The sequence below is a fragment of the Thermanaerosceptrum fracticalcis genome (assembly GCF_000746025.2).
Classification (GTDB): Bacteria; Bacillota; Peptococcia; order DRI-13; family DRI-13; genus Thermanaerosceptrum; species Thermanaerosceptrum fracticalcis.
The window spans coordinates 1,321,630-1,339,892 of sequence record NZ_CP045798.1 but is presented as its reverse complement, the minus strand read 5'-3'; the positions used below and the strand labels follow the sequence as shown (position 1 = coordinate 1,339,892).

At 48.3% G+C, this 18,263-nt stretch carries 13 protein-coding genes and 1 riboswitch; of the genes, 9 read left to right on the top strand and 4 right to left on the bottom strand.

All coding sequences use genetic code 11. The features are described from left to right. Positions 1-18 precede the first annotated feature (18 nt). The 4 genes from ilvN to BR63_RS07050 all read left to right on the top strand — a co-directional run bounded on the left by ilvN (position 19) and on the right by BR63_RS07050 (position 9,591). Entirely contained in the window at positions 19-513 is a 495-nt protein-coding gene (ilvN, locus tag BR63_RS07065; RefSeq protein ID WP_034422320.1) for an acetolactate synthase small subunit, read from the top strand. Positions 514-674: 161 nt separating this feature from the next. Beyond that, on the top strand, positions 675-4,151 hold the full coding sequence (gene addB, locus BR63_RS07060) for a helicase-exonuclease AddAB subunit AddB (RefSeq protein ID WP_034422322.1): 3,477 nt from the start codon (positions 675-677) through the stop codon (positions 4,149-4,151). Further along, a complete protein-coding gene (gene addA / locus BR63_RS07055; RefSeq protein ID WP_034422323.1) occupies positions 4,144-7,890 on the top strand; it encodes a helicase-exonuclease AddAB subunit AddA in 3,747 nt (1,248 codons plus the stop codon). The genes addB and addA overlap by 8 nt, the downstream gene beginning before the upstream one ends. Before the next feature lie 96 nt (positions 7,891-7,986). Then, positions 7,987-9,591 (top strand): sigma-54-dependent Fis family transcriptional regulator, encoded by a 1,605-nt coding sequence (locus BR63_RS07050; RefSeq protein WP_034422325.1) that lies wholly within the window; start codon positions 7,987-7,989, stop codon positions 9,589-9,591. A gap of 165 nt (positions 9,592-9,756) precedes the next feature. Here BR63_RS07050 and BR63_RS07045 read toward each other — a convergent pair whose 3' ends face one another. Together BR63_RS07045 and BR63_RS07040 are read right to left on the bottom strand one after the other, a co-directional pair. Beyond that, on the bottom strand, positions 9,757-9,987 hold the full coding sequence (locus BR63_RS07045; protein WP_243270111.1) for a MoaD/ThiS family protein: 231 nt from the start codon (positions 9,985-9,987) through the stop codon (positions 9,757-9,759). A gap of 19 nt (positions 9,988-10,006) precedes the next feature. Then, complete coding sequence (locus BR63_RS07040) at positions 10,007-11,737, bottom strand: aldehyde ferredoxin oxidoreductase family protein (protein ID WP_207724772.1); 1,731 nt, start codon at positions 11,735-11,737, stop codon at positions 10,007-10,009. Between the two features lie 382 nt (positions 11,738-12,119). On the opposite strand from BR63_RS07040, the gene BR63_RS07035 reads away from it, so the two are divergent. Continuing rightward, positions 12,120-12,770 carry a TVP38/TMEM64 family protein gene (locus BR63_RS07035; protein WP_051965748.1) on the top strand — a complete coding sequence of 217 codons (651 nt, stop codon included), beginning with the start codon at positions 12,120-12,122 and terminating at the stop codon, positions 12,768-12,770. 89 nt (positions 12,771-12,859) lie between these two features. Here BR63_RS07035 and BR63_RS07030 read toward each other — a convergent pair whose 3' ends face one another. Further along, positions 12,860-13,504 carry an MtnX-like HAD-IB family phosphatase gene (locus BR63_RS07030; RefSeq protein WP_034422329.1) on the bottom strand — a complete coding sequence of 215 codons (645 nt, stop codon included), beginning with the start codon at positions 13,502-13,504 and terminating at the stop codon, positions 12,860-12,862. A 299-nt stretch (positions 13,505-13,803) separates the two neighbouring features. After that, positions 13,804-13,916, top strand: a riboswitch (FMN riboswitch). Between the two features lie 126 nt (positions 13,917-14,042). Between BR63_RS07030 and BR63_RS07025 the strand changes: the two genes are divergently transcribed. Continuing rightward, the gene (locus BR63_RS07025) at positions 14,043-14,606 is read left to right on the top strand and encodes an ECF transporter S component (RefSeq protein ID WP_034422331.1); all 564 of its coding nucleotides are present in this window, start codon (positions 14,043-14,045) and stop codon (positions 14,604-14,606) included. A 103-nt stretch (positions 14,607-14,709) separates the two neighbouring features. On the opposite strand, the gene BR63_RS07020 is transcribed toward BR63_RS07025, so the two are convergent. Then, complete coding sequence (locus BR63_RS07020) at positions 14,710-15,891, bottom strand: pyridoxal-phosphate-dependent aminotransferase family protein (protein WP_034422333.1); 1,182 nt, start codon at positions 15,889-15,891, stop codon at positions 14,710-14,712. Between the two features lie 154 nt (positions 15,892-16,045). On the opposite strand from BR63_RS07020, the gene BR63_RS07015 reads away from it, so the two are divergent. The 3 genes from BR63_RS07015 (at position 16,046) to BR63_RS07005 (ending at position 18,179) form a co-directional block, all read left to right on the top strand. Beyond that, the gene (locus BR63_RS07015; RefSeq protein ID WP_034422334.1) at positions 16,046-16,381 is read left to right on the top strand and encodes a cupin domain-containing protein; all 336 of its coding nucleotides are present in this window, start codon (positions 16,046-16,048) and stop codon (positions 16,379-16,381) included. Positions 16,382-16,729: 348 nt separating this feature from the next. Beyond that, entirely contained in the window at positions 16,730-17,812 is a 1,083-nt protein-coding gene (gene ychF / locus BR63_RS07010) for a redox-regulated ATPase YchF (RefSeq protein ID WP_034422336.1), read from the top strand. 196 nt (positions 17,813-18,008) lie between these two features. Further along, a complete protein-coding gene (locus tag BR63_RS07005) occupies positions 18,009-18,179 on the top strand; it encodes a hypothetical protein (protein WP_153802084.1) in 171 nt (56 codons plus the stop codon). Positions 18,180-18,263: the final 84 nt, after the last annotated feature.

Here is an 18,263-nt window from a genome sequence, read left to right as displayed (position 1 = left end):
TGAAGGAGGAGGCAAGTTATGGCCCATACTTTAGCTGTGCTGGTAGAGAATCGCCCTGGTGTTCTGACCAGAATTTCCGGGCTGATCAGCCGGAGAGCCTTTAATATTGAGAGTATTGCTGCCGGCTACACGGAAGAACCCGATATGACCCGGATCACCATTGTAGTCAATGGCGATGACCTGGAAATTGAACAGGTCGTGAATCAGCTTTCAAAATTAGTTGATGTCATTAAGATTGTCAACCTGACGGAAGTAGACTCTCTGGACCGGGAATTGGTGTTAATCAAGGTGAAAGCATTACCCGAGAAACGCTCAGATATTGTGGATATCGTAGATATTTTCCGGGCTAAAATTGTTGATGTAAACCGGGAGACTATGGTCATTGAGTTAACGGGTTCACAGGATAAAATTGATGCCCTCTGTGAAGTGCTGCAGGACCATGGCATCATTGAGATCGTTCGTACGGGGAAGATTGTGATCTCACGGGGACCTCTGCCTGCCAAAAATTTATGAAAATACATAAAATGCGGCTGAAACAGCAAAGTTTTCAGCCGTTTTTAGTTTTATTTTAAATTTAAACAAATTGCAGGAACCTATGTATAGGCAGTGGAAATATTCATAAAAGAAACACCAGTGATATTAAAAAGAGGTCGATAAAGGAGAGGGGGATTGGGGTGACCCTGAGATTCATTATCGGAAGGGCCGGTACCGGTAAAACCCACACGTGTCTTACGGAAATAGTAGAAAGGGCCTCAAGGGACAGCAGTACAAACCTGATTTATCTCGTCCCGGAACAGGCCACCTTTCAAACAGAGAAAGCCATTCTACAGCGGCATCCTGCGGGCGGCATCATGAATATTCAGGTGTTAAGCTTCCAGCGCTTGGCCTGGCGGGTTTTGCAGGAGACAGGGGGAGGATTGTTTCCTCCTTTAAACGAGCTGGGCAAGATTTTAATCCTGCGGCGCCTTGTGGAAATACATAAAGAGAAGTTTAAGGTATTCGGACGGGTCATTGAACGGCCCGGATTTTTGGAAACCCTGGTTAAAGGTATTTCTGAGTTTAAACTGTATGCCGTCTCTCCCCAACTGCTGGAAACTTGCTTACAACATGAAGAAATAAACAGGCATCCCTCTTTACCCGACAAACTGGCGGATTTGGCCTTAATATATCAGGAATTTGAGGCCTATATCAAAAACCAGTACCTGGATACCGATGATTATCTAGATCTCCTGGCTAATAACATTCACCGGGCTTCATTTTTACGGGATGCTGAGGTCTGGGTAGACGGTTTCCACGGTTTTACTCCCCAGGAGTATCATGTTCTCTCGGAACTGTTGCTGAAATGTGCTAGGGTGAATGTCACTGTCTGCCTGGCGGAAGAGCACACCAGGAAGCTTTTGCCGGAAACTCACACCTTTTATCCACCCTGGGAAACATACCAGAGGCTGCGCCAGCTTGCCTTTGAGGTGAATTGTCCTCTGGAAAAAGATGATGTTTTGGATTTTAGCGGTGAGCATCGTTTTTACCGGCGAAGGGATCTGGCTTTCTTGGAAAACAGTTTCCTGGAAGAGGGAAAAGTTAGCCATCCACCAGGAGCAGGTTTAAAACTGGTGGCCGCTGCCAACCGGCGGGCAGAAATAGAGGGAGTGGCCAGGGAAATTATCAGGCTGTGCCGGGAAGAAGGGTATCGTTACCAGGATGTAGCTGTGTTATTGCGGGATTTCAGCCAGTATGAGCTGTTACTGCCAACCATTTTCTCCGATTATGAAATCCCATATTTTTTAGATATGAAGCGTCCCGTACACCACCATCCCCTTTTAGAGTTATTACGGGCCGCCCTTGAGGTAGTGGAAAAAGGCTGGAATTATGACCCTGTTTTCCGTTACCTGAAAACGGATTTGGTTCCCCTCTCCCGCCAGGATGTAGACCTTTTGGAAAACTACTGCCTGGCCCATGGAATCCGAGGTTCGCGCTGGACCGATGGACGACCCTGGCAGTACAGGCGCTCACTTACCTTAGGTGAAGAAAGGGAACTAACCCAGGGAGAAGAGACGGAATTACGGCGCCTCAACAAGGCGAGGGAACGGGCAGCTGCCGCCCTTTTGGCCCTGCAAAACCGCTGTAAGAAAAGTCACACAGCCCAGGATTATTGCTTTAGCCTTTTTAGGCTTTTAGAGGACCTGGGTGTTACCTGGAAACTGGAGTTCTGGAGCAAAAAAGCCGAGGAAGCAGGACGCCTGGAAGAAGCCAGGCTTCATGCCCAGGTGTGGGATAAGGTCATGGAACTCCTGGACCAGACGGCGGAAGTTTTGGGAAAGGAACCGTTAAATATCACGGAATTCAGCCAGGTCTTTAACAGTGGTTTGGAAGGAATACAATTAGGTTTGATACCTCCGGGATTAGATCAGGTGCTGGTCGGGTCCCTGGAAAGGTCCCGAAATCCCGATTTAAAAGGGGTTTTTGTACTAGGGGTTAATGAGGGAGTACTCCCGGCCCGCAGCCTGGAAGAGGGCCTGTTCTTTGACGATGAACGAAAAGCCCTGGCGGAGACAGGTATCTCCCTGGCTCCCGGCAGTGAGAAGCGACTGTACGGTGAACAGTTCTTGATTTATCTTGCCCTGACCAGAGCCAGTGATTTCTTATGGGTCAGCTACCCTATGGCTGATGGGGATGGTAAAGCTTTGGCTCCCTCTCCCTTGATTGCCAGGCTCCGGGAGCTATTCACCCCGGGGGAAGAGAAGTTAGCACTGGCCGTATGTACTGTGGAGCCTACCGGCGATAATGACGAAGATTATGTCGTTCATTCTTACCGGACCCTGGGATACCTGGCAGCTGTTCTGCGCCAGGCTGTAGAAGGAAAAGCAATAAACCCCCTCTGGTGGCATGTCTATAACTGGTATATAGACCAAAAAGAATGGCAGAAGCCCGTGAGCAGGGTAGTCCAGGGTCTTTATCATGTCAACCAGGAAGCCAGAATATCCCGGGAACAGGTCAGAAAAATATACGGGACAACTTTGCTCGCCAGCATATCAAGGCTGGAAAGGTTTAAGGCCTGTCCCTTTGCCCATTTCCTGGCCTACGGGCTAAAACTCAAAGCAAGGCCGGAATTTAAATTGGGGGCCCCTGACCTGGGGCAGTTTTTCCATAAAGCCCTGGAGCGTTTCTATCAATACCTGCAGGACCATGAGCTGGAGTGGGCTGAATTAACCATGGAACAGGCCCGGGAGATTACCGAAGAGATTGTGAATGAACTGGTACCCCAGCTGCAAAACGAACTGCTTTTAAGTACGGCCCGCTACAGGTATTTAACAGGAAAACTGAAACGTACGGTCTTAAGGGCCGTCTGGGTCTTACGGGAACACGCCCGCCGTGGGACATTCCGTCCCCTTGGTGTAGAGATTGCTTTTGGGAAAGAGGGAGCTTTACCGGGGTTGCAGCTAACCCTGGCTGACGGAAGCACCATCATTTTACAGGGAAGGATTGACAGGGTGGACGGAGCCGCCGGTGACAAAGGTTATTACCTGCGGATCATAGACTTTAAATCGGGCTCTTCTTCTCTCAGCCTCCTGGAGATTTATTACGGCCTCAAGCTCCAGCTTTTGACTTACCTGGATGTGGTGTTAACCCACGCCCCTCATCTCATAGAGGGAGAAGCCTATCCGGGAGGCGTGCTCTATTTTACCATTAAAGACCCCTTTATCACGGAAAAAGGGCCTCTTTCCCCGGCGGAAATTGAAAAGAAAATTCTGCGGGAATTAAAAATGAAAGGGTATCTTCTCAAAGATCCTGAGGTCGCAAAAATGATGGATGCTGAGATTAGCGGCCCTTCGGACCTAATTCCCGTAAGCTTAAGTAAAGAGCAGGAATTTTATAAAGGAACTGCCAATGCCCTCACTCTGGAAGAATTCACGAAATTGCGCCAGCATGTGGAGAAAATCCTCAAGGAAATAGGGCAGGAAATTATGGAAGGGGACGTGGGGATTCAGCCCTACCAGTACAAAGGGAAACGGCCCTGCACCTACTGCCTGTATGCCCGTGTTTGCCGTTTTGACCTTAGTGTTCCCGGCAATTCTTACCGTGTGCTTAAGGAACGGGAAGCGGGAGAAATCTGGTATGAGATTGGCGTTAAGGAGGTGGCGGAAGATGAGTAAACCGGCCTGGACCAGAGAACAGGAGACAGCCATCTATTACAGGGGTGAGAATATTCTGGTAGCTGCTGCCGCGGGAGCGGGCAAAACCGCCGTCCTGGTAGAAAGGATCATCCAGCGGGTCCTGGATTCCACCCAGCCCGTGGACGTGGATAAGCTGCTGGTAGTAACCTTTACCAACGCCGCTGCCCAGGAAATGAGGGAAAGAATTAACAGCGCCCTCACCAGGCGCTACCAGGATAACCCCACTGATAAACACTTACAGCGCCAGCTTTTACTGCTCAGTAGAGCCTCTATTTCTACCCTCCATGCTTTTTGCCTGGAAATCATCAGGCAGAACTATTACCAGCTATCCTTACCGGGAGGGTTGGCCCTGGACCCCCGTTTCCGAATTGCCGATGATACCGAGGCCATGCTTTTGCAACTGGAGGTGCTGGAAGAACTATTTGAAGATAAATATACGGAGGAAGACGAAATATTCCTGGAACTGGTGGAGGGGTTTGGCGGAGAGAGGGACGACAAGATTCTCCAGGACCTGGTATTAAAGCTTTATGAATTTTCTCGGAGCCAGCCCCGACCCTCTTTATGGCTCGCCCATGTGGAACACTCTTTTCAGGCCAACCTGGAGGATGAAATCACCCAGTCCCTCTTCCACAATATGCTGGAGAGTATCATCATACCCCTGGAGGATGGCCTGGAAAAACTGAAAGAAGCCCAGCGCCTGGCCCTCAGCCCGGGAGGGCCGGCTCTCTATAACAAGAACCTGACGGAAGAAATACATCTCCTGGAAGACATCCTGGCTAAGGGTAAAGTGTCCTGGCAGGCTGTTTACGAGGCGATGCAAGGCTTTAGATTTAACTCCCTGAAACCCTGCCGGGCTGAGGTAGACGAAGCTTTAAAAAAGCAAGTGCAGGAACTCAGGGATGAGGTAAAAAAATCCCTGCAGCAGCTGCAGCAGGAATATTTTAATCGTTCCCCGGTGGAAATGCTCCAGGATATGCGTGACATGGCTCCGCTCATGGGGGCCCTGTGTCATCTGGTGGAGGAATTTTCTTTCCGTTTTCTCAAAGCCAAATTACAGCGTAATATCATCGATTTCTCCGATATCGAACATTTTACTCTGGCTTTACTGCGTAAAGAGGAAGGGGGACAGTGGCTCCCTTCGCCCCTGGCTGAAAAGCTGAGGACCAGGTATGAGGAAGTGCTGATCGATGAGTACCAGGACATCAATCCTGTACAGGAAGCTATCCTCGCTTTCGTCTCGCGCCAGAATGGGGAAAAACCCAATATGTTTATGGTGGGGGACGTTAAACAAAGTATTTATGGTTTTCGCATGGCCGAGCCCGGTCTTTTCCTGGCCAAATACCGTGCTTACGGCCAGGAGCCCGGCGTACGGGGCAAAAAAATTATCCTGGCGGAAAATTTCCGCAGCAGGCAGGAGATTATTCGGGGGGTAAACTTTATTTTTCGCCAGTTGATGAGCCCCAAAGTGGGCGGTATCATTTACGACCGGGAGGCGGAACTGGTCTGTGGCGCCAGCTATCCCCCGGGTACAGGTCCTGGGACCGCTGCCATTGAAGTGCATATGCTGCAAAAGAATAGGAATCAAGGGGAACAGGTCCAGCGGGAAGAAAAAGAGGAGAACCCAGGAGATTACCTGGAAAGCGAAGAGTTAGATACTGTAGAGCTGGAAGCACGGCTCATCGGCCGGCGCATCTTGCAGCTCTTCTCGGGGGAAAGCGAAGGCGGACCGTTTTTGGTCTGGGACCGGGGGAAAGGGGAATACCGCCCGGTCACTTACCGGGATATGGTGGTACTGCTCAGGACTACCAGGGGGCAGGCCCATACCTACCTGGAAGTATTCCGCCAGTTGGGGATTCCCGCTTATGCGGAAGTAGGGACAGGTTATTTTGCCGCCCAAGAAGTACAGACCATGGTTGCGCTGCTGCAGGTTATTGATAATCCCCGCCAGGACATACCCCTGGTAGCTACCTTGCGTTCACCCCTGGTGGGTTTGACGGCCGAAGAACTCACAAGTGTCAGGCTTCAGCGGCCCTATGGTGATTTTTATGATTCCTTACGTTTGGCGGCACGCAAAGAAAGTGGGCGGCTGGGGGAAGAACTCCGTGCTTTCTTACAAAAATTACAGAGCTGGCGCACCTATGCCCGGCGTAATTCCCTGGTCGATTTAATCTGGCTTTTATACAGGGAAACAGGGTACTACGATTATGCAGGAGCTATGCCCGGCGGGAAACAGAGACAGGCTAACCTGCGGGCCCTCCATGACAGGGCCAAAGAGTATGAAAGCACTACCTACCGGGGGCTCTTTAAATTCCTGCGTTTCCTGGAAAAGTTAGAAGAGACCAACAACGACCTGGGGGCAGCCCGGGCCCTGGGTGAAAACGAAGATGTGGTCAGGATCATGAGTGTTCATAAGAGCAAAGGCCTGGAGTTTCCCGTGGTGTTTCTGGCCGGCTTGGGCAGGAAGTTTAACCAGCAGGACCTGCAGCAGGATATTTTGCTTGATAAAGAACTGGGTCTGGGGCCCGTCTGGGTGGATTACCGGCAGCGTCTGAAATACCCCACGTTGGCCAAAATGGCTATAAAAAATAAGTTGAAAAGAGATCTCCTGGCTGAAGAAATCCGTCTTTTGTATGTGGCTATGACACGGGCCAGGGAAAAATTAATTCTTGTGGGCACCCTGAAAGACACTGAAAAGAAAATAAAAAGTTGGGGAAAAGTAATAGGCCGGGAGGAGTGGGAACTGCCCTTGGGGGTTTTAACACAGGCCAGCTGCTACTGGGATTGGTTGGGACCCTGCCTGATCCGTCATCGCTCCGGTGAGCCCCTGCGGGCTAAAGGTACAGGGCTTGGATTCCCTGCCCCTTCTTTAGCTGATTATCCCGTGGACTTTAAAATTTCTTTCTGGGAAACCCCTCTACAGATCACACAAGAGGAAAATAGCGGCGATTACCGTACTTATCTGGATAAGGTGAGGCGGTTGGAGCCGGTGCCTTATAGCCCGGTTGAAACGACTGGAATAATCCACAGGCTGGCCTGGGCTTACCCACACCGGGCTTTAGCTGATATCCCGGCCAAATTATCGGTGACTGAAATAAAAAACCGTTACCAGTATTTAGCCCAGGACCATAGTGCCAGCCTTGCTTTTGTTCACTGGCGTGAATTAACCAGGCGGCCCCGTTTTCTCCAGGAGAAAAAAGGATTGTCAGCTAATGAAAAAGGCTCCGCTTACCATCTGGTGATGAGGCATCTGGAAGTAACCCAGGAACTGAGTAGGGAAAACATTGAGGGACAAATCCGGAGCCTGGTGGAAAGGGAAGTGCTGACGCCTGCCCAGGGAGAAGCCGTAGATGCCGGGAAAATAGAACAATTCTTTCATTCACCTCTGGGACAGAGAATGAGAAAGGCAGAGAAGCTGCTGCGGGAAGTCACCTTTACCCTTGTCTTACCTGTGGCCGAATTATACCCCGAAGTGGAAGATTATCCTGAGGAAAAGATTCTCGTCCAGGGGACCATTGACTGCCTGTGGGAAGAGAGCGAAGGCTTTGTCCTGATGGACTATAAAACCGACCTGGTAACAGAGGAAACGATGGAAAACTTAAGAAGCCGTTATCACATCCAAATGATGTTGTACAGCCGGGCGGCAGAGCAGATCTTAAAAAAACCGGTACGGGAAAAGATCCTTTATTCCTTTGCCTTGGACCAGCCCCTAATTTTATAAAGTTATTCCGGGGAATATTGCTCTTTGCAGGAATTTGTGAACACAATATATAATATAATATTTTGATCTGGTCTACCTTAAGAGGAGGGATGATGTATGCTTTTAAAAGCACCCCAGGTAGCAAAAGCCTGGAAAAAATTTGTCTACCACGGGAAATTGGATAAAACCCTCCCGACCGTTGTAGCCCGTTCCTGGGAGAGATGTCTGACTAAGCTGGATCCTTTCACCGCTAACCATTTGGATAAGCTGGAGGAACATCGTTTTAAGGAATTACTGGAAAGATACAGTATGCTTATTGAGGTGGCTAAACCAATCATGGAAGAAATCTATCTTTCTATGAAAGGTTCCGGCTTCTGTGTTATTCTTACAGATCCCCAGGGCTACATCCTGAAAGTGCTGGGAGACACCAGTTTTATGGAAAAAGCCCGGCGGGTAAACCTCTCCCAGGGGGTTAACTGGCATGAACACAGGAAAGGAACCAATGCCATCGGAACAGCGTTGGTAGAAGAGAAACCGGTGACTATCTTTGCCCAGGAACATTTATTAAAGGAAAATCATTTTTTGACCTGCTCTGCCGCTCCTATTTTTAACAGTAAAGGGGAAGTGGCAGGGGTACTGGATATTTCGGGCAATTACTACCGGGCTCATCCCCATAATTTGGCTCTGGTGGTGGCCGGGGCCAAAGCCATACAAAACCGCCTGATCATGCTGGAGAGCCAGAAACATAAAAATATGACGCCGGTTTACCAGCACAAGGCCGTTTATACTTTTGATTCCATTATCGCTGAAAGTGAAAAAATGCAGACAGTGATAAAGCTGGCCAGGCGTGCAGCTCAAACTGAATCTACCGTTTTGCTCCAGGGCGAAAGCGGCACGGGAAAAGAATTGCTGGCTCATGCCATCCATAATAAAAGCAGCCGTTGTCACGGGCCCTTTGTAGCCATTAACTGTGGGGGCGTACCCCAGAACCTGGTAGAAAGTGAACTCTTTGGCTATGAAGAAGGTGCCTTTACCGGCGCCCGGGCCAGGGGGGCCAAAGGTAAATTTGAGTTGGCCAATGGCGGTACTCTGTTTCTGGATGAGATAGCCGAACTGCCTTTAGATTGCCAGGCGGCCCTGCTCCGCGTCCTCCAGGAAAAGTGTTATCACCGTATTGGCGGAGTTCAGCTTATTCCCGCAGATGTGCGGATTATCGCTGCCACCAATAAAAATCTTTATGAACAGGTGCAGCAAGGGAAATTTCGCCTGGACCTTTACTACCGGCTAAACGTGATCACCATTGAAATCCCTCCCCTCCGGGAGCGCCGGGAGGATATCGGTATTCTTACGGACCATATCCTGGCGGATTTGAGCAGCCGCTATCATCATGCTGGCCTGGAGGTCTCACCCCAGGTAGACCAGTTGTTCTACACCTATTCCTGGCCGGGTAATGTCCGTGAACTGGTCAATGTCCTGGAAAGGGCTATTCACCTGGCCGATAACAAAATTATTTTGCCCGAGCATCTGCCTACCACCTTACAGACCTTGTACAATGTGAGTCCACAGGACGGCGGGGGTACGGTTATGGATAACCTGGAGGTTCAGACCATTAGATTAGCTCTGAAGCGGTATGGTAACAACATCACCCAGACCTCCCGTTATCTTGGTATCTCACGTAACACCCTGTATCGCAAAATAGAGAAATACCGGATAAAAATATAAGATAATGGTTTTATAGAACCCCTTATTAGCATTGGGGGCGGTTTGAACTGGCTCAAACCATCCAGGAATTACTAGGACAGGAAGAGGTTCAAGGGGTTGTAATCTGCTAAGAAAAAGGGGGGGATGGCACATGTGTACCATCCCCCTTTAATGCACCTATTCAGTTTAGCCCCCGCCGATAGGAGGGAAGATGGCTATGCGAGACCCATTTTTTAAAGGATAGGAATTAAACTGTCGTATCCCGTCTACCATCACAATTAAGTTTGATTCATCTGGTAATTGCAAATAGGCAAGTAAATCACCAATCGTACTGTCTTCAGGAATATCTACCAGGAGAGGCCCTTTTTTTGCTTCAGGTATGGTGTCCCGTAAATATGCATAGAGGCGAACCTCCACTTGCAATGGTTTTCACTCCTTAAAAGTTGAATACTTTATCCAATTCTTCACCGGCAATGTCAAAAGTGGTGTTGTGGGGCGGAACCGGTTCATTGGCAAAGAACTCGGGGAGGCGGTCATGGGCAGGTGTAAATCCTGCTCTTGTATTGAATTCTCTTTCCACCCTTAAGACTGCTTTGCCCAATTCTGTAATATCATCTACAGTTACTTTTACCCCGTACTGGGCGGTAAGCATATCGGCCACTTTCGGCAGTGCTTCCGGCTCATCTAAGACAGTAAAGGCTACAAAGAGACAGAGACCGGAACTGTCGATGGCAGCAGTGGCGATTTGCAGGCCCCGGGAAAGGTCTACCTGACCTTCTGTGCCGAGAGGATTAACAAAACCGCCGACCTTTAGAATATTAGTGGCTACACTGTATCCCGCCGTATGGTCAGCACCCATAGTGGTAGTAGCGTAGGTAACACCGATACCTTTTACGGCCCGGGGGTCATAAGCAGGAATCCCCTGTTTTTTCACAACGGGTACCCGGGTTATACCATAGGCTTGGCCTGTAAAGGCTGCACCCTGGCCCAGGATTCTTCCCAGGGGGGTAGCTTTGCCAATTTCATTTTTCAGGAGATTAAGCATACCTTCCCCATCGCCGAAGGGGATAACACCAGCTTCCATGGCTACTGCCATGGTTACACCCATTTCAATGGTATCCAGGCCCAGATCATCACAGAGGCGGTCGGCCATGGCAATCTGGTCCAGATTGTCAATACAGCAGTCGGCTCCAAAGGCCCAGATGGTTTCATATTCAAAGCCGGCTGTGAGGTAATTGCCCTCAGCGTCGTTATAAATTTGCGAACAGCGCATGACACAGCCGGGATGGCAGGCATGAGTGGGATTGCCTTTCCGGGCCAGAATCGTGTCATACATGAATTCGCCACTGATCTTTTCAGCACCTTCGAAACGTCCCCGCTTAAAGTTTTCCGTAGGCAGTCCACCTGCTTCATTTAATATGTTAATCAGAACAGCTGTACCGTAAGTGGGTAAACCCGTACCACAGGTAGGGTTAGCCAGGAGCATCTTGCTAAAGGCTTGAGCGGCTCCCCTAAAGGCTTCTTTATCTTTGATTTCTACACCTGGGGCATTAGTGTCGTCAATAACTAGGGCTTTAAGTCCTTTGGATCCCATGACAGCCCCCGTACCGCCGCGGCCGGCATGGCGCACGGGATGTCCTTCCATATCTGCTACAGCAATGGAAGCAGCGCTCATCTTGTTTTCTCCGGCTGGTCCGATGGAGATGACACCGGCTTTTTCCCCGAATTGGGCTCTTAACAATTCACCCGTTTCATAATTACCTTTTCCTATTATTTTATCGGCGGGAAGGAGTTGGCCTCCCTCATTATCTATTTTGAGGATGTACCATTTATCGTCTTTGGGCTGGCCTTCGACGATAATCGCTTTCACACCTAAACGGGCCAGTTTTTGGGCAGCAACACCACCGGCGTTGCTTTCCTTGATTGTACCGGTAAGGGGACTTTTGGTACCAACGGAAAGACGTCCCGAGCTGGGAGCAGGAGTCCCGGCCAGAAGCCCTGGGGCGAAGACCAGTTTGTTGTTGGGACCTAAAGCATGACTGTGGGGATCAACTTCGGCGTTGATGATGTGTGACGTTAGGGCACGCCCACCCATTAACTGGTACTTCTCCGGCACCGTTTCTTTTTTGATAGAGAGGTCAGACATGTTTACCCTTAGAATATACACAATATACACCCCCATAAAATATTTTGGTAAAGAAAAAAGATGTCCCTCTCACAGACATCTCTTCCTTTGCGCACCGGCAGGCCAGGGAATTGCTCCCCTGACCCAACGCTCAGCCTTTCCCCGGGGGACAGGATGAGTCGGAAGCAATATGCTCTTATCTTCTAAACAGTTGCAAAATTCGTGCCAATGGTCGTATCAGGGTTGGAAAGGGCAAATTGCTTCAAAACAGAGCAGCAAAAACAACGGATTGTGTCAGAATGGAACAGGGGTATTTAAGAATTTTTCTGTAAAATTGGCATAAGATAAGCCCTGTTGAGATAGGATTTTGCTACGGGAATGGAGAAGTATATTAAGATAACTACTCATGGATGAGGAGCCTGATATGATAAAGAAAATACTTCTTGTTTTATTGACAATAGGAGCTATTTTTTACTGGGGAGCCGACCTAGTGGCCATTCTGGCCACAGGCAATATGACAGCTCTCAAGGAGCTGATTCTGCGCGGCGGGTACCTGGCGCCCCTCATATCTTTCGCCCTGATCATTATACAGGCCTTTATCTCACCCTTGCCCTCGGTGATGATTTTCATAGCCAACGGCATCATTTTCGGGAGCTGGGGGGGGTTTCTCATCTCCTGGGTGGGGTCTTTGTGCAGTGCTGTGGTATGTTTCGGGCTAATCCGCTATCTTGGGCTTAATATTACAGCCCCGCCGCGGATATTAGCGTCAATGATCAAATTAATCGAAGAATACCAGGATCAGGCTGTCTTTGTGGCCCGGGTCTTGCCTTTTGTTCCCTTTGACCTGGCCAGCTACGCTTTTGCCTTAACCCATGTAAGGTTGAAAACTTTCCTGGTGGGAACTGCTTTGGGTCAAACTCCCGCTATCCTCTTTTATTCCCTCTGGGGGAGGGAGCAGTATGCCTGGTACATTAACCTGGGAGGAATACTGGTCTGGGTGGCCGTCATTTCGGTAATTTATTATGTGTGGCAGAAAATGAGAAAGAAAAAAGAGAAAATGGAGAATGTCACCTAAAGATAAAAGGCACCCTGGTGGGTGCCTTAAGTTTCCAACAAATATGCGGAAGTCGGAAATCAGAGGTTGGAAGTCGAAGCAGCATAGCTTTATCTTTCATCATGTTCTTTTAGCCAGCTCAGGATATCGGCAAAGGAGGAAAAAGGAATCACCGGGAGATTCTCTTTTTGGCAGTAGTTCAGCAAACGGCCTTTGGCGAAAATAAGGTCGGCAGCCTGGCAGCCGCACATATCGGAGTAGCCGTCACCGATATAAACTACCTCTGCGGCATCTTCTTTTAGCCGGGATACCAGTTCTTTTTTACAGGTCCCGCATTTATTGCATTCTGTCAATTGAAAAGGGCTGTCAATATCATATTGATTATCCCTTATGACAAGGCGGTTGGAGAAACAGGGGAGATGGCTTAGCCCGGCTTTTCCCAGGATAATGGATAGATTGAAATCGTACCCGTCACTGATGATGAAAAGTTTTTCTCCGCGGCTTTCCACATACCCGACAAAATCGCGGAAAGTCTCATCAATGGGTATGTTGGCGAGAAAAGAGGCCAGTTCCTCTATGGTCACATTAAACAGGCGAAAGATTTCCCGGGCACAGCTCTGGGTGGTCAGTTCTCCTTTTTCCCAGCGGTGAAGGCTTTCCTGCCAACCCTCGCCGGCAAAAGCTTTGGTCATAGCATCACAGGTATCCTCAAGGGTGATGGTCCCATCAAAATCAACGAAGAAGACACGTTTCATAAATACCCCGCAATTTTAGTTGTTAGTTGGTAGTTGATAGTTGTTAGTTGTTAGTTGAAGGTCGCAGTTCACAGTTGGCAGCTGGCAGATATTAGGACCGGTGACCCATGACCTGTGACCAGTTTTTTAACTGGACTCCGGACACTGGTCTCTGGTCACCCAAATTTGATGTCGGACCTCGGAAGTCGGAATTCGGAAGTTGGAAAGGGTCGTTATTATTTTAACAGAAGTAAGCCCTAAAAGGGAATTGTCAAATAGTTAAAGATCAATATAATATTAATTAAGGACAAAAGAAAAGCAAACTCCTTCGGGGAAGGTGAAATTCCTTACCGGCGGTAAAGCCCGCGAGCCGTATGGTTGATCTGGTGTAATTCCAGGGCCGACAGTACAGTCTGGATGGGAGAAGGAGATAAACAGCATGCTGAAATAGTATTGCTGTTGGTTATTGCCTTTTTCTCCCGGAGGTTAACCCCTTCGGGATTTTTGTTTGGAGTTTGCCGGTAGTCCGAATAATCATTTACAAAGGAGATGTTTACCTATGTCGACAAAACAAATGGTACGTTTGGCTCTGCTGGCTGGTTTTGGGGTTCTCTTAATGTACGCCGTTGCTTTTCCTTTGCCTTTCTTTCCCGAATTTCTTACTTATGACCCAGGCGACATTCCTGCCCTTATCGCCGCTTTTGCAGTAGGTCCCTGGGCGGGAGTTCTGGTGCAGCTGTTGAAAAACGTCATTACCTTTTTGATTGGCGGTTCCAAGGCGGGAATCATCGGTGTCACTGCCAATTTCATTGCCGGGGGTACTATGGCTTTGGTGGCAGGTTTAGTATACTCCCTGAAGAAAACCAGAGGAATGGCGGTGATAGGTCTTTTGGCCGGCGTTGTGACAACTACTCTGGTCATGGGTGCGGTCAACTATTTCTGGTTATTGCCGCTCTGGGGTGTGCCGGCCAATCAGGTACTGCCCATGCTAACCGGCGCCGTCTTACCTTTTAATGCTGTGAAGTTTTCTCTTTCTTCGGTTGTTACCTTTGCCCTCTATAAAAAGGTCAAGAGTATCATAGAGGTAGAAAAGTATGATCCCGTTGTGGAAAATAAACAGTAAAAGTCTTGAAAAATTATCCTGGCTGTAGAACTGGAAGATGTGGAAATTCTCATTTATCAATAACATTTGGAGCCTACCTAGCTGGTAGGCTCCTTAAATTTTTTTATTTGTTTTTATATACCTCTAAAGCAGCAGCAATACCGGCACCGGGCTCTACGGTTTTACCCTGGTAGACAAAGGCTGCTTCTAAGGCCGTAAGGAGTGTCAGGACATTTTTCTCTGTAGAGTTATGGCCCATGAGGCCGAAACGCCAAACTTTTCCTTTGCCTTCTCCTAATCCGCCGCCGATCTCGATGTTATACTTGTTGAGGAGGAACTTCCTGGTTGACGCATCTTCCACGCCTTCAGGTATCCAGGCTGTAGTGAGAGAGGGCAATTGACGGCCTTCCTGGGCGTATAGCTTAAAGCCCATGGCCTTTAAGCCGGCTTTTAAGGCCTCAGCATTTAGTTTATGCCGGGCGAAACGGGCTTCCAGGCCTTCCTCATAAATCACACGCAAACATTCCCGGAGAGCATAACCCATGGAAATAGGCGCAGTATGGTGGTAGAAGCGCTCCTGGCCCCAGTAATTCTGAATCATGGTGAGGTCCAGGTACCAGCTTTGTACTTTGTTTTTCCGCTTATTTATAACAGCCCGGGCTTTCTCGTTAAAAGTAACGGGGGCCAGACCGGGCGGGCAGCTCAGGCATTTCTGGGTGCCGCTGTAAGCCGCGTCAATCCCCCATTCGTCAATTTTAACTTCCACACCGCCTAAGGAAGTGACACAGTCTACCACCAGGAGGCAGTCCGCTTCTTTACAAATAGCGGAAATTTCCTCCAGGGGCTGGAGAATACCCGTGGATGTTTCAGCATGAACAATAGCAACCAGCTTGGGTTTCACGGACTCTACGGCTTTTTTCACTTCGGCGGCCTCAATGATTTGGCCCCAGGGTGCGTTGACTACTGTTACTTCTGCCCCGGCCCTTTGCGCCACATCCACCATGCGCTGGCCAAAGACGCCGTTTACACATACCACTACTTTGTCACCCGGCTCCACCAGGTTGACAAAAACCGTTTCCATACCGGCGCTGCCCGTACCGGACATAGCCATGGTCAGTTCGTTTTTAGTCTGAAACACATAGCGTAAGAGGGACATATTGTCATTCATGATCTGTAAAAATTCCGGGTCCAAATGTCCCACCAGAGGTGCAGCCATGGCCCGCAGAACGCGGGGGTCGGCATTACTGGGCCCGGGACCTAACAACAGGCGTTCACTGGGTTTGAGTTCTGCATAATCATTACACATATCCTTTCATCCTTTCATCATAAAATTCCAATAAAATATTTAGACAAAAAATGTGAGTTCCCTGCTTTGAACAAAAAGAAAAATAAAATCCCCAAGGCTCTTTAATCATAGTATAATTGAATTACCAGATTTTATATATTGTGGGGAGGTAAGTATGAGTTATCTTGTAAAGCTGGCCGATGTTACGGAAATCGACAGGCTCAATGCCAGGGTCCGCCTGGCAGTGTCCAAAAACACCATTGGTGAAGAAGATGTGAGCCAGGGTTTATTACGTTTGGAACCCGGAAAGGCCATGAATGAGCATATTCATGAGAAAAGCGTGGAAATATTCTTCCCTGTAGAAGGACAGTGTGAAATCGTCATTAACGGGGAATCCTATCACCTGGAACCGGGGATAATCGCCCGGGTACCTAAAGGGGTTTCCCATTATCTCAACAATATTTATGACAAGGAATTCAAAGTTGTCTTTACCCATGTTCCCCATGTCTAAGTTGCAAAAAGGCAAGGTTTCGCACCTTGCCTTTTAATTTATTAGACACTCATGCTGTTAACAGCACCCGCAGAAGAATGAAATCATTTTAAGTCTGTTTAGCTATGCTCCGATAGGGATCGTTTGTGGCAAAACCTTCATTCTAATTGATAATTTCAGAGTAGTAGTGGTTTTTTAGGTGTCGGAAATCCGATTGCGGAAATCATTAACCGGCAACCGGTCACCGGTTACTGGTCACTGAATTCGGGCGTCGGGAAGCGGGCAGCGGGAAGCGTAAGATATTTGCTCCCAAGCTTCCTTTATGGTAATATCTTTTTGGTGCCATACAAGCTTAGGAGGAGAAAGACAGTGAAAATCGGATTGATAGGCTTACCCCTGACAGGGAAAACTACCTTTTTTAACCTGTTAACCAGCGGCAAGGTGGCTACAGGCAATTTTTCCGGTAAGGCAGAGGCCAACGTAGGTGTGGCCCGGGTTCCTGATGTGCGGATTGACTTTTTGAGCAACCTCTACAAACCTAAAAAAACTACCTATGCTCAGATAGAGTTTACTGATATTGCGGGGCTCATGGTCAGCGAGGGTGACCACAAGGCTGCCAGCAAATTCCTCAATGACGTGAGAAACTGTGATGCCTTGGTTCATGTTTTGAGGGCTTTTGCTAATCCTGATGTCGTCCACGTGGTGGGAGAGATTAACCCGGCCAGGGACCTGGAAGCGGTAGAGATGGAACTTTTGTTTTCCGACATGGAGCTCATTGAAAAACGTATGGAAAGGATCAAGACTGGCAAGAAGATCACCAAAGAAAATCAGGTTGAATTAAATATCCTGGAAAAGTGCTACAGTGTCTTAGAATCAGGCATGTCCATGCGTGATGTGGAGCTTTCGGAGGAAGAACGGATCTCCTTGCGCAACTATGCCTTCCTTACGGAAAAACCCCGCCTGGCTGTAGTTAATTTAGATGAAGAACAGTTTAAAAAGAAAGAATACCCTCATCGCCAGGAACTCCAGGCTTTATGCCGGGAAAAGAATATTCCTCTCCTGGAAATCTGTGCCTTGATGGAGCTGGAAATTAGCGAACTGGAGGAAGAGGACAAGAAATTGTTTATGGAGGACCTGGGGCTTGAGGCTACGGGGATAGAACTATTAGCCAGAAATGTCTACGAACACCTGGGATTAATCTCTTTCTTCACTGTGGGTGAGGACGAAGTCCGGGCCTGGACCATTGATAAAGGAACAAATGCCAAGGAAGCCGCAGGAAAAATTCATTCCGATATAGAGAGAGGCTTTATTAGAGCGGAAATCGTAAAATACAAAGATATTGCCGAACTGGGCGCTATGAGTAAAGTTAAGGAAAAAGGACTTTTCCGCCTGGAAGGCAAGGAATATATAGTCGAAGACGGTGACATCATCAACTTCAGATTCAATGTTTAAAAGGCCAGGTATGGCCTTTTTCTATTGGGCTTTATAGCTATTTAGCACATAAAAAAGAAAAAAAATAATAATATATTACCTAACAATGCTAAAACACTTCCTGTTGGGAAAAACTAATAGAAAAAGTTGGTTCGGAAAAATTACCAAAGTGGAGATGAACCCAATTGTTTTCTGAGGTTAACAGGAGGTGTGGCTTTTGACAGAAAAGAACTACCGTATCGCAGCAAAATGTCCCCATTTCGAATCAATCCGCTCTTCTGGAGGCTGGGAGGCAGGAATTATTGACACAAAAAGTTATATGCCAAGCTGTGAGCACTGTGTCAATTGGTTTGGCGGCTCCTGTGATTTGTTTTTAGCCAGGGGGTAAAAGGTTAAATAAACTTTAATTAAATGTTAAATTTAAGGCAGGAGATGCCGGACGGATTGTCGAAAATAGTAATGGCGAAGTTCC